This is a genomic window from Hymenobacter volaticus (assembly GCF_022921055.1).
GTDB classification, from domain to species: domain Bacteria; phylum Bacteroidota; class Bacteroidia; order Cytophagales; family Hymenobacteraceae; genus Hymenobacter; species Hymenobacter volaticus.
Genome location: NZ_CP095061.1, coordinates 2,376,652 through 2,389,709, shown reverse-complemented (window position 1 = coordinate 2,389,709; position 13,058 = coordinate 2,376,652). Strand labels below are relative to the sequence as shown.

Here is a 13,058-nt window from a genome sequence, read left to right as displayed (position 1 = left end):
TATTTATTCTTCATCCACTGTTCATTCCGGTCGTAAGAACCTTGTGCCTTAAATCTGAATTTCTATGCACGTCCTGATTGTAGAAGACGAGAAAAGCCTGCACGACGAAGTGCGGCAGTTTCTGCTTGAATCGCAATACCTAGTGGATTCGGCCCACACCTACGGGGAAGCTTCCGAGAAAATCTTTGTCAACAGCTACGACTTTGTGCTCCTCGACCTCGGTTTGCCCGGCGGCGACGGGTTGGACCTGCTGCGCGAAGCGCGGCGCAATGATCAACAGGAGGCCTCGTTCATCATCCTGACCGCCCGCGGTGCCCTCGACGACCGGATCAAAGGCCTCGACTTGGGTGCCGATGACTACCTGCCAAAACCGTTTTCGCTGCTCGAGTTGCAAAGCCGCATGCAGGCCATCACGCGGCGCAAGTTTGGGTTGAAGCGGCAGGAAATCACCTTCGGTTCGGGCTTTTTGATGGACGTATCGGGCCGGGTGCTCCGCCAGGGCGACCAGGAAGTGGCCCTCACCAAAAAGGAATTCGACTTGCTGCACTACCTCGTGCTACACAAAAACCGCGTGCTTACGCGTTTGCAGCTAGGAGAACACCTGTGGGGCAACGTGTTGGAAGATGACTCCGATTCCAACTACATCGACGTTCATATCAAGAACATCCGCAAAAAGCTCAGCGCTTATGCTCCCACCGACTTTATAGAAACCGTGCGCGGCATTGGCTATAGAGTAACTGAGTAGCGGAGTAAGCTAGTTGCGAAACGGATGTTGATCAGCTTTTACGTTTGATTAAATATCCAATAGGACTTCAAATCCTCAGTTAAACTTGGGGCTAGGGGTTGACTAATCAGCGCTATAGTGATACTCTTTAACTTCTTAGGCTTGGTCTGCTGGCTATGCTCGAGAATCCGTTTGGCTATTTTTGGCGCTTTATTACCCAACCAAGTTCCACCTCTCCAGAAGGATGCGCTTAGAAGCTAAGCTTGCACTTTTTAATGCCTTGTCGAAGCTGCTACTGGTGCTGCTGGGAGTGGCACTGATTCCGGCCATCGTGAGCCGGGTGGCCGTGTCGCACACCGACCAGCGGCTGCACGAAAAAAAGCGGGAGGTACTCGACCTAATAAAACGAGACGGCCTCGTCGCGTTTGTGCGACAGGAGAAAAATGAGGCGTACGCCGACTATAACATTCTTAAGCAAGAATACATCAGCCTGACTCCGGAACGCGGGCCAGCACTGCCGAAGCCGAAAGAATTGATATTCAATGAGCAGCGGCAGGTAGACGACGAGGTAGAGGACTTCCGCATCCTAGGCTACCAATTTACCGCCAATGGGCGGCCATACCGGCTGGAAATTGGTTCGTCGTTGGCCACGGTAGAACTCCTGGAAGACACCCTGCGGCGGCTGGCGCTGTGGGTACTAGTGATTGGCGCGGCCCTCACCGTCGTTACGGATGCGGCGTTTGCGCGGTTTCTACTGCAACCGCTAGGGAAACTCATTTCCAGCAAGTTGCGCGACGTGCGCCATCCTTCGGCCTTCTCCTTCGAGCCCATTCCAACAACGACCACCGACTTCCGCCAGCTCGATGATAGTCTCAACGAGATGATGCACCAGATGCAGTCGGCGTTCGAGAAAGAGCGCGAGTTCATGAGCAATGTGTCGCACGAGCTGCTCACGCCGGTTAGCATCCTGCAAACTCGCTTCGAGAACATGCTCCAGGATCCGGAGTTAGGGCATGCTCATTCCTTGAAGCTAGTAGAATCGCAGAAGACGCTGTATCGGTTGCGCAACACCGTGAAGACCTTGTTGCTGATTGCCAACATCGAAAACGACCAGTACTTACGAGAAGAACCAGTGAGCTTAGCGGCCGTGGTGGCCGACGCAACCAATGAACTAGAAGACCGGCTCGCGCAACGGGAACTGCATTTGCGCGTGTTGCTGGAGCCCGATTTCGTGCTGCCTCGCGCCAACCAGACGCTGCTTTTCACCTTGATTTTCAATTTACTCAGCAATGCCATCAAGTACAACCGCTGGAACGGCAGCATCACCGTAACGGGCCAGTTGCAACCAAATGGCGGTTACCGTTTGGCCGTAGCCGACACCGGCCCTGGCATTGCGCCCGAGAACCTACCTCACCTCTTCGACCGGTTTCGGCGCTTTCATGCCAGCGGGCCCGCTTCCCCGGAGGGCTTCGGCCTTGGCCTGCCCATTGCGCAAACCATTGCCACCTTCCACGCTGCCACGCTCACGGCCACATCTGAATTAGGCAAGGGCACTACTTTCACACTGGAATTCCAGCCGAATTCAAAGTCAGTGACAAGCAACCCAACTACAAACTAACGCAGAGTTTTATACTTGTATATCAGTGCTTTGCAAGCAAAGTCAGGAGCGCTATATACAACTGCAAGACCTCACCTAGTCTTCATGGTTGGAGTGCGAAATTGGGGCACTTGTTCCTTGGCTTCCACCACCCATGAAACTTTCTTCTCTTTCTACTCTGCGAGTACCACTCCTCGCCCTTTTACTGTTGTTGATCCTGCTATCGGTACTGTTGCTCTTGCCTAACCCGCTTCAACTAAAGAAACCGCAAACGCTAGCGCACAGCGCGCCGCTAGTGGTCCGCCATGCCCCCGCCCCCGTACTGCGTCACGTTAGCGACGTCCGGCACCACCCACCGCGTCCTTAACAAGATTGCAGTTCGCAAAAAAGCCCTCCGAGTTCATTCGGAGGGGCTTTTTTATGCATGCAGAGCAGGGGTACCAACTAGCAAACTTCCTGCTGACTTCACCTACTTCACCTATCCTAAGCCTTCGGCTGATTCGCCGGGACTAGGCGTGGCACTGCCAATTAGGGGCGCGGGGGCCACTTCGGTTGCTGACGAGGGCGTGGGAAGTTGCCAAGTGGTGTTCATGAGCTTCAGGGCATAGTTGGCTGTGAGGTCGTATTGGCAAGGGACGATGGAAATGTAGTTGTTGGCTAAAGCCCACTCGTCGGTGTCGGTGCCATGGTCGAGGTTTATAAACTCCCCGATCAGCCAAAAGTAAGGGCGCTTGTGGGGGTCGTGGCGGAGGTCAAATTCCTCTTGCCACTTCGCATTGGCCTGGCGACATAGCCGCACGCCGGCAATGGGCGTGTCGGAGTTTTTGGGAATGTTTACGTTGAGGGCCGTGCCTGGCGGGATGCCATTTTCCAGGGCTTGGCGCGCTATCATTTCAATCCAGTCGCCGGTGTGGGAGAAGTCAGCATCGTGCCCGTACTCGCAGAGTGAGAAGCCGATAGCTGGCAAACCTTCAATGGCTGCTTCAATAGCCGCCGACATGGTTCCCGAATACAATACGTTCACCGAAGAGTTGGAGCCGTGGTTGATACCGGACACGACGAGGTCGGGCTTGCGCTCTTTCAGCACGTGGTTTTTGGCCAGCTTCACGCAGTCAGCAGGGGTGCCGCTGCACTCGTACGCTTCGATGCCTTCGAAGATGGTGCTGGCATCGAGGCGCAGCGGATGGCCAATGGTGATGGCGTGGCCCATACCCGACTGCGGCGAGTTAGGGGCAACCACTACCACCTCGCCGATACGCCGCATCACGCGCACCAGCATGGCAATGCCCGGAGCCGTAATACCGTCGTCGTTGGAAATTAGAATCAAGGGTTTTTCAGCTTCAGCAGACACAGGCATCAAGAATTAAAAAGTCAGAAAGCGACATCAAACCCGGCTAGCGCAATACCAGCTGGGTGCGGTAAAGGTACGTGCCAGGAGAGGTTGAGTTAGGATAACAGAGATCAAGGGAAATAGTGAGAGCACCTTTCTACTTGGTGCTGGCGTAGCGTAAACAGCAACACGCCCTTCCACTTACGTTATGGTTTCATTAAATTATTATTCCTTGAACGCCAGAGTCGCTGGGCGCGTAAGCATCGGCACTGCTACTTAATGCTCTGTTCCATGTCTAGTCTTCGTCTTTTGTTGTGGCCCGCTGGGGCAGTGTTGCTGGCTCTGCAACTCAGCGCTTGTGGTTCTTCCGAGAACAGCGCCTCTTCCAGCGGCGACGTTCCTTTCGCCGGCGACTCGCGTGCCAGCGACCCCAACGCTGCCGCCGAACGCCTAGCCGCCAATCCCAATGTGCCTGACTCGTTGCATCTTATCAGTCCGGGCCGGGCCGGCCGCTTGCGCCTCAACATGACCGAGCAAGAGTTGATTCGGCGTGTACCAGCTGCCCAGCTCAAGCGCACCACCTATCAGGACCAGGGCCAAACATATCCGGCCTACGAGATGTTGGATGCTCAGAAACCCGATGCCCCCGCCACCGTCCTGCACCTACGCCCCGACTCGACAGGTATCTCCCGCCTTCGCCGCATCCGCATCTACGACCCGCAGTACCGCACCGCCGAAGGTATTGGGGTCGGCTCGCCCTTCGGTGCGGCCAGCCAGAACCTAGGGTTGACCCGCGTACGCAACACGCCCGCGGGATTTGCAGGGGTATCGGGGCTGGTGAATATGGCCTGGGTTATCGACCCTAACTCACTACCTAACAAGCATCCTGATGAAATGAACCCAGCCGATATTCCGCAAGCAGCGCGCATCACCGGCGTCTTGCTTTACAAGTAAGTGGAAACATAGGAGAATAGCATTAGATGATAAATAGTGTACTTTGGCCGCACCAGATACCGTTCAGGTCGTCTGCATGGTGCTACCAAACACTGGCTTTTCCGCTTTTCTCATCTATGGCGTTATTCAACAATCACTACCGCACCCACGACTTTGGCCTGTTACTGCTACGGGTGGGCATTGGCATCATGTTCACCATTCATGGCTACCCGAAACTGGTTGGGGGTCCGGAAAAATGGATGGAGCTAGGCGGAGTGATGAAGATGCTGGGGTTGAACTTCGCGCCGGCTGTATGGGGCTTTTTAGCCGCCATAGCCGAAGCCGTGGGCGGCCAACTAATAGCAATCGGCCTGTTTTTTCGAATTGCTTGCGCGCTGCTAGTCGTTACGATGCTGGTGGCTACCGCCATGCACCTTAAGAGCGGCGACGATTTCAACGCTTACTCGCACGCCCTCGAATCGTTGTTTCTGTTTTTAGGGCTGGCCTTTGTCGGTCCTGGCCGCTACAGCCTCGACCAGCTCTTGTTCCCCGCGCGGCGGCGCTTGTATTAGAATAAAAAGCTGTGCTTGCGCCTAGTGCAGTTTGTCGGCGCCCAAAGGAAACACTCGCTACCTATGCGTTTGCTGTGTTGTCTGGCCAAGCTGATCGTGTATACTTGCGTTTCTTCCACCTCAGATAAGAAACCAATTTCTCTATGCCCCTTTTGCAAAGCTGGCGCTGGTACGGCCCCAACGATCCTGTTAGCCTCTCCGACATCCGGCAAGCCGGAGCCACCGACGTAGTGACGGCCCTGCACCATATCCCAAACGGCGAGGTATGGCCGGTAGCGGAAATTCAACGGCGCCAAGCCGAAGTGGCCGCCGCTGGCCTCACATGGAGCGTAGTGGAGAGTGTGCCGGTACACGAGCACATCAAAACGCGCATCGGCGACTTCCAGCGCTACATCGAAAACTACCAGGAATCGTTGCGCAACTTGGCGGCCTGCGGCATCTACACGGTCACCTACAACTTCATGCCGGTGCTGGACTGGACCCGCACCGACTTGGCCTACGAAGTGGAAGATGGTTCCAAGGCACTCCGCTTCGAGAAAGCCGCTTTCGTGGCCTTCGATACGCTGCTGCTTCAGCGCCACGACGCCAAGCAGGACTATACCCCGCAGGAGTTGGCACAAGCCGAAGCGCGCTTTGCCAGTATGAGCGACGCCGAAAAGCAGCTGTTGCAGCGCAATATCATTGCCGGACTACCAGGCAGCGAAGAAAGCTTCACACTGGCGCAGTTCCAATCAGCGCTTGATGCTTACCAAGGGATTGATGCGGCCAAGCTGCGCGAGCACCTGATCTTATTCCTCCAGGAAATTGTGCCGGTAGCCGAAGAAGTGGGCATTAACCTCGCTATTCACCCCGACGACCCGCCGTACCCCATCCTTGGCTTGCCGCGCGTGGTAAGCACTGCCGCTGATGTGCAGGCCCTAGCCGACGCTGTACCGTCCAAGCACAACGGTCTCTGCTTCTGCACCGGCTCGTTTGGCGTGCGCCCCGACAATGATTTGCCAAACATGGTGCGCCAGTTCGCCGACCGTATCCACTTCATTCACCTGCGCAGCACCCAGCGCGACGCTGACGGCAACTTCTATGAAGCCAACCACTTGGAAGGCGACGTAGACATGTACGCCGTAATGCATGAATTAGTGCAGGTGATGCAACAGCGCCACGTGCGTCTGCCCATGCGTCCCGACCACGGTCACCAAATGCTAGACGACCTGCACAAGAAAACCAATCCCGGCTATTCAGCTATTGGCCGCCTCCGTGGCTTAGCTGAGTTGCGCGGCCTAGAAATGGGCATCACCCGCGGGTTAGCTGATTAGACTATTTTCCTACTAAAGACAGCAGGGTCATGCTTCGGCAAACGTAGCATGACCCTGCTGTCTTTATAGGGTATTATCACGCTGAACCTGCCGAGGTATCCAGTATCCTACTGTTTAGGATACTGTCATGCTGAGCGCAGCCGAAGCATCTCGCGTGCTGAGGTTGCAATACTAACCAAACGATTCGAGCAAGATGCTTCTGCTTCGTTGCCTCCCCGACTTGAGGCGCCATCTGCTCAGCATGATGGGTATACTGTGGCAACGTCAGCACGCGAGATGCTTCGGCTCCACTCAGCATGACGGGTTAGTTTGACAATGGCAGCAAGCCAGATGATTCGCCTATCTCAGCATGACAGTCTTGGTGTGTTCATTGTTTCTCTTTCACTTAAAGCTGGTTCTGAAAGCAGGACAACGGTAGCACATCGTACTATTCCTTGCTTTACGTGTACATTCTGCAGGGAAACGCTAGTTTCGGGGCTTGAACCTTGCTCCTGTCTATGCTCTCTTTTCTGCTCTCTACCTTGCTGCTTGCCTCACCGCCTAAAGAAGATTGGCGCACGCCTTTCGAAAAAGGCAACGGCAATACCACTGCCACTTACGCGGAATGCATTGCTTACTATCAAAAGCTAGATGCGGCTTACCCCGAAATTCAAATGCGGGCAGTGGGTCCAACCGACAGCGGCCAGCCTCTACACGAGGTAGTGGTAGCACTCGATGGCAAGTTCGAGCCAGCAAATAGTCAAGGTCGCTCTCGGCCTGTGGTTTTAATTCAAAACGGCATCCATCCCGGCGAGCCCGAAGGCATTGATGCCTGCATGGCGCTGGTACGCGACTACGTGCAGAAGAAGGAGCTACGGCGCCAGCTAGAAAATATGACGCTGGTAGTTATTCCGATCTACAATGTGGATGGGGCGCTGAACCGCAACTCCACCACCCGTACCAACCAGAATGGGCCTGAGAGCTACGGTTTTCGAGGCAATGCCCGCAACCTCGACCTTAACCGGGATTACGTGAAGCAAGATTCGCGCAATGCCCGCTCGTTTGCCGAGCTTTTCCGCCGGTGGCAACCTGACATCTTCGTGGACACCCACACCTCCAACGGCGCGGATTATCAATACACCATGACGCTGATTGCCACGCAGAAAGACAAGCTGGCACCCGACCTCAGCGACTACCTAACGCAACGTCTGCTCCCCGCCCTGAACACCGGCATGGACAAGCATAAGTCGCCGCTCACGCCCTACGTAGACTTTGAAGGCCGGACGCCGGATGCCCGTGGCTTGGTCGGCTTCCTAGAAACTCCGCGTTACTCTACCGGCTACACCACGCTCTTCAACACCATCGGCTTCGTGACGGAGACGCACATGCTGAAAGCCTACACGCCGCGCGTGCAAGCCACTTACGACTTCCTAGACGTGCTGCTCCGCTTCGTGCACACCGATGCGGCGGCTCTCACGCAGGCGCGCGCCCAAGCGGTGCGGAAGCTGAGCACGCAGTCTACGTTCCCACTGGCTTGGAAGCTTGATACGACGGCGGCAGACAAAGTCAACTTTCGGGGCTACACTGGCAAAACCAAGTCGAGCGAGGTAAGCGGCCAACCCCGCCTCTACTACGACCGGAAAGCGCCGTTCACCCGTCAACTCAACTACTACAACACCTTCCGACCCACCCTCACAGTTTCCCGCCCGAAAGCGTATCTGATTCCGCAAGCCTGGACCGAGGTGCTCGACCGACTACGCGTGGCCGGAGCCTCCCTGCAGCGCCTCACCCGCGACACCACCCTCACGGCCGAGGTGTACTACATCGAAGACTACAAAACCAGCCCGCGCCCCTACGAGGGCCACTACTTGCACAGTGGTGTTACGGTGCGCACCACCCAACAGCCCCTGCGCTACTACCGCGGCGACTACGTGGCCAGCCTCGACGATGCCACCGCCCGTTTCCTTGTCGAAATGCTGGAGCCTCAAGCCACCGATTCCTTTTTCGCATGGGGCTTTTTCGATAGCATCTTGCAGCAAAAAGAGCACTTCTCTGATTATGTATTCGAGGATGTAGCGGCCGACTTGCTGCGCCGTGACCCCGCATTACGCGAGCAACTGGAAAAGCAAAAGCAGCAGGAACCGGCCTTGGCGAAAAGCGGTGATGCACAACTGGAATGGGTGTATCGACATTCCAAATACTATGAGCCGACCCACATGCGCTACCCTATTGCTCGCTGGCAAGGCGGCACACTAGCTGTGAAATAGTAATTTACATCTAATTGATTATAAAACAATTAATGCTGCTATTATTGAAGTTTTGCTTTTGCTACAGCAATGAAGGCGTGCTGCAATGAAACAAAGAAAAGCTTCGATGAAAGCAGCACAACAGAGCTCTCATTACTGCGTCAACTACAATGACGTTCTTTCCTCATAGCTTCGTGCCATGGCTATCCTTGAAGTAGAGAATCTTTCCAAAGCCTACGGCAGCACTACCGCCCTACGCAACCTCACGCTGAATGTGGAGGCGGGCAGTGTGTATGGGCTACTGGGGCCCAATGGCAGCGGCAAAACCACTACCCTCGGCATTGCTCTAGGCGTGCTGCGGGCTTCAGGTGGCAGCGTGCGGTGGTTTGGACAAGAACCCTCTGCCAGCAACCGCCGCCGCGTGGGCGCGCTGCTCGAAACACCAAATTTCTTTCCTTATCTCTCAGCCCGGCAAAATCTGCTGCTCGCCGCCGACGTTAAGCACGCCGACCCTAGCACCGTCGACCGGGCTCTAGATCTGACGGGTTTGGGCACCCGTCAGCACGATGCCTTTAAGGGCTTTTCCTTGGGAATGAAGCAACGTTTGGCACTGGCCTCCACCCTACTCGGCAACCCTGAGGTATTGGTGCTCGATGAGCCGACCAACGGCCTCGACCCACAAGGTATAGCCGAAGTGCGCGACCTAGTCACACGCCTGGCTGCCGAGGGCAAAACCATCATCATTGCCAGTCACTTGCTCGACGAAATCGAGAAAGTGTGCACCCACGTAGCCGTGCTCCAGCGCGGCGACTTGCGCGCCGCCGGCCCCGTGCACAGCATCCTGGTCACCGCCGACCGGGTAGTGCTGCGCCCCGCCCCCGATACTTCTGCCACTGTCCTCCAGCAAGCATTGGCCGCACTGCCTTGGGTAACGGATGTGCGGCCCGAAGCTGGTGGAGCCTTCAGTGCCGCCTTGGCCGCGGGCCAAAGTTCAGCTGATCTAAACCGTGCCCTGTTCGCGCAAGGCATTGCGTTGGCTGGCCTCGAAGTACGCCACCGTAGTTTGGAAGCACAATTTTTGGAGCTAACGAAGTGAATAGTTGAATAACTGAACTGTTCAATGCTCGGCCACACTGAGCCCATGGAACACCTAGGCATTTAGTGACTCACTACTCAATTCAACAACTCAATTATTTAACGATACCCTCATATGTTCCGTGCTGAGCTTCGCAAAATTTTGCCGTACCGTACCGTTTGGGTAATCCTCGCACTTTTTGTGGTGCTATTGGCCCTCTTTGTGTCGGCGGGGGCAGTGTGGTGCTCAATGGGCAGCAGGTGGGCGCTACGCTGTACACCTTCCCCGGGCTGTGGCAGAAACTAGCGTATGTGGCTAGCTTTTTTAATTTGCTGCTCGGCATTTTGCTGGTTATTCTGATAACCGATGAATTCCAGTTCCGTACGTTCCGCCAACAGGTGATTGATGGCGCTTCCGTAGCAGAATTACTTCAAAACAAGCTGCTGGTATCAGGTTTTTTGGCGGCTTTCGGGATGCTGACGGTGCTGGTACTTGGTTTCTACTTTGGCCTGACGCGAGCCGCTGATACAGCTAACCAAGCCACGGTAGGCATCATGGCCGTAGCCTTGTACGGAGTGCAGGTAGTAGGATTGCTGTCGATGGCGGCACTGCTAGCCGTGCTGGTGCGCCGGAGCGGCCCAAGTATTCTGCTGTTCTTGCTTTACGCCTGGGTGGCCGAGCCACTGCTGCGTTTCTCACTGCCCGATGCGCTGGACCGCTACCTACCTGCTAAGGTGTTTAATAGCCTCACGCCCATGCCCGGTCAAGAAGTACTCGATACCATGACGGGCCCGTCAGCAGCGTTGCTGCCCTCCCAAGCCTTGCCGTTCGCATTGATATACGCGGCGGTTTTCTGGATCTTGAGCTATTTAGTGTTGCGCGGTCGAGACTTATAGTTTCGATGATTTGGTTGCTAACCTAAAGTTAGAAAGCTTCACTGTGCAAGCAACTGTTACTTAAGCAGTAACGGCTAACTAGTGACGTAAAATATTAGTGGAAAATAAGATATAATATAATTAAATAAATAGTTTATAAAGATAAATATTTAAGGTTATAGTGCCAATTCACATCAACCTTAAATATTTATATCCTACTTTTATAATTATTCAGCTGCCAGCTCCACACTATGGCAATTGAAACTTTTTTGCAAAGCTTTCTGGTTCGCAGACATGTCCTTGGCCGCTAGGGTTAAGGCTAAAACATGCTATTCTGCTGTTCCACTGTCAGAACTAGTAGGCTTTACGCTCTGCCTCTTTCCTTTCTACCACCTAAACCTTTTGCCGTGAAACAAGACTTTTCCGCGAATCTGTCTTCACCGTTTACTTTTTTTCAATGTCACAAGGCTTTACTTGCGCTAACATTGCTACTGCTAGGCTTGCCGGTAGTGCTTCAAGCGCAAGTTAAGATCATGCCTTTCGGCGACTCAGTTACGCAAGGCGCCGCGCAACACAACAGCTACCGTCGCCCCCTGTGGATTAAGTTGAAGAATGGCGGTTACTACGTTGATTTTGTAGGCAGCCAAGACAGTAATTTCGGAGGGGCACCTCAACATACCGATTTCGACCTCACCCACGAAGGGCACTGGGGCTGGCGCGCCGACGAGCTATTGTACTCGGTCCACGACTGGGCTTCCGCCAACCAGCCTGATATAGTACTGCTGCACGTCGGCACCAACGATGTGCTTCAAGGACAAAGCGTAAACAGCACGGTAAATGACATTAGCCAGATCATAGACCGGCTACGGGCCGTCAACCCCAATGTTAAGCTACTACTAGCCAAGCTTATACCTACTACCCGCAGTGAGAACGGTACTATTAGCGCGCTGAACGAGGCTTTGGGTGGATTAGCCGAGCAAAAGAATACTCGGCAATCGAGCCTGACCATTGTAGACCAGAACGCCAACTTCAACGCGTACGCAGACACCTACGATGGCGTGCACCCCAATGAAGGAGGCGAGGAAAAAATGGCGGCCACGTGGTACCAGGCGCTTCAGCCCTTGCTTGCTCCTGCTCCGTCACCGAATCTGTTGCCCGCGGTAAACCCATCGAACACCACGGCTGGTTTGAATTATCAGTATTACGAAGGCAGTTGGAGAGAACTACCTGATTTCAATATGCTAGCGCCCGAAAAGGAAGGGAGCACCGCTTGGCCTACTCTAGCGCCTCGCAACCGCGACGAGCACTTTGCTTTTCGCTACACAGGCTACATCGACGTGCCTGCCGATGGCGAATACACTTTCTACACTTCCTCCGACGACGGTTCGCAGCTCTTCATTGACTCGCATCTGGTTGTCGATAACAACGGCCTGCACAGCCTGCACGAACGCTCGGGTACCATTGGTTTACAGCGGGGCAAACATGCTCTGACCGTCACCTTCTTTGAAAGCACGGGCGGCCAAGAATTTGATGTTAACTACGAGGGCCCCGGCATTGGCAAATCAGCTATTCCCGCTATGTCCTTGTACCGGGAAGGTAACACAGGAAGCTCCACGGCGAGCTTCTACCGTGCCATCAACCTCAACGGCCCTGCGCTGCAACTGGATGGTAACGCCTGGGAAGCTAGCACGACCGCTAATTTCTCGTACTCGGGTCACACGTACGAAAACCAGGACGTAGCGCTAAGCCCAGCAACCGACTCGGACCGGGCGCACATGATACGTTCGATGATTTGGGGAGGTGCCGTCTCGCTTACGCTAAACGCAGTACCCAGTGGCACCTACGACGTTTACCTATACGTTTGGGAAGACAACCATCCGGAAACCTTCAACATCGAGTTGGAAAACAGGAGGGTCATGAGTGACTACAACAGCGAAGGCCAGGGCCGGTGGAATAAATTGGGCCCCTGGCGTACTACTATCACCGATGGCGCGCTCAACCTAGAGGCGCATGGTGGAGCAGCCAATCTCTCGGGACTGGAAGTGTGGCGTATTGATTCTGAGAACGGCTTGCGAGCTGCACAGGCTTCTAGCAACACCGATCAACTCTCTGTTCACCCTAACCCTGCCGTCACGCAAGTATTCCTAACCACCGATGCCAACAACTGGAGCCAAGCCATAATACGCGACAGCTACGGCCAAGTGCGCCTCAGCCAGAAGCGTCAGCAGGTGGATACAGGCTTAGACATTTCTGCTTTGCCCAACGGCGTGTACATGGTGGAAGCAACCACCGCTGACGGCCACCTATTGCGGAGCCGACTGCTGATAGAGCACTAAATCAACACCAGCAAATCGGGCTTTAGTTGAGCACGCGCGTTACCAGGAGCCCAAGAATTGCGTAGTAGGCTATCCTAC

Annotated in this window: 11 protein-coding genes; 10 read left to right on the top strand and 1 reads right to left on the bottom strand. The window is 54.8% G+C overall.

The window, feature by feature from the left end; genetic code table 11:
* Window positions 1-64: 64 nt before the first annotated feature.
* From MUN86_RS10320 to MUN86_RS10310, 3 genes are all read left to right on the top strand, one after another.
* Window positions 65-745: a response regulator transcription factor gene (locus MUN86_RS10320; protein ID WP_245124980.1), complete on the top strand. Its 681-nt coding sequence runs from the start codon at window positions 65-67 to the stop codon at window positions 743-745.
* Between the two features lie 259 nt (window positions 746-1,004).
* Entirely contained in the window at window positions 1,005-2,342 is a 1,338-nt protein-coding gene (locus MUN86_RS10315; protein WP_245124977.1) for a sensor histidine kinase, read from the top strand.
* A gap of 133 nt (window positions 2,343-2,475) precedes the next feature.
* Window positions 2,476-2,688 (top strand): hypothetical protein, encoded by a 213-nt coding sequence (locus MUN86_RS10310; protein ID WP_245124974.1) that lies wholly within the window; start codon window positions 2,476-2,478, stop codon window positions 2,686-2,688.
* 111 nt (window positions 2,689-2,799) lie between these two features.
* On the opposite strand, the gene surE is transcribed toward MUN86_RS10310, so the two are convergent.
* On the bottom strand, window positions 2,800-3,678 hold the full coding sequence (gene surE / locus MUN86_RS10305; protein ID WP_245124972.1) for a 5'/3'-nucleotidase SurE: 879 nt from the start codon (window positions 3,676-3,678) through the stop codon (window positions 2,800-2,802).
* Between the two features lie 264 nt (window positions 3,679-3,942).
* On the opposite strand from surE, the gene MUN86_RS10300 reads away from it, so the two are divergent.
* The 7 genes from MUN86_RS10300 to MUN86_RS10270 all read left to right on the top strand — a co-directional run bounded on the left by MUN86_RS10300 (window position 3,943) and on the right by MUN86_RS10270 (window position 12,980).
* Window positions 3,943-4,605, top strand: a complete 663-nt coding sequence (locus MUN86_RS10300; RefSeq protein WP_245124969.1) for a hypothetical protein — start codon at window positions 3,943-3,945, stop codon at window positions 4,603-4,605.
* A 116-nt stretch (window positions 4,606-4,721) separates the two neighbouring features.
* Entirely contained in the window at window positions 4,722-5,156 is a 435-nt protein-coding gene (locus MUN86_RS10295) for a DoxX family protein (RefSeq protein ID WP_245124966.1), read from the top strand.
* A gap of 143 nt (window positions 5,157-5,299) precedes the next feature.
* Entirely contained in the window at window positions 5,300-6,469 is a 1,170-nt protein-coding gene (uxuA, locus tag MUN86_RS10290; protein ID WP_245124963.1) for a mannonate dehydratase, read from the top strand.
* Window positions 6,470-6,966: 497 nt separating this feature from the next.
* Window positions 6,967-8,715, top strand: coding sequence for a M14 family metallopeptidase (locus tag MUN86_RS10285; protein ID WP_245124960.1), 1,749 nt, complete (start codon window positions 6,967-6,969; stop codon window positions 8,713-8,715).
* A 178-nt stretch (window positions 8,716-8,893) separates the two neighbouring features.
* Complete coding sequence (locus MUN86_RS10280; RefSeq protein ID WP_245124957.1) at window positions 8,894-9,790, top strand: ABC transporter ATP-binding protein; 897 nt, start codon at window positions 8,894-8,896, stop codon at window positions 9,788-9,790.
* Window positions 9,791-9,948: 158 nt separating this feature from the next.
* A complete protein-coding gene (locus MUN86_RS10275) occupies window positions 9,949-10,665 on the top strand; it encodes an ABC transporter permease (protein ID WP_245124955.1) in 717 nt (238 codons plus the stop codon).
* A 488-nt stretch (window positions 10,666-11,153) separates the two neighbouring features.
* Window positions 11,154-12,980, top strand: coding sequence for a GDSL-type esterase/lipase family protein (locus MUN86_RS10270; protein WP_245125702.1), 1,827 nt, complete (start codon window positions 11,154-11,156; stop codon window positions 12,978-12,980).
* Window positions 12,981-13,058 lie beyond the last annotated feature (78 nt).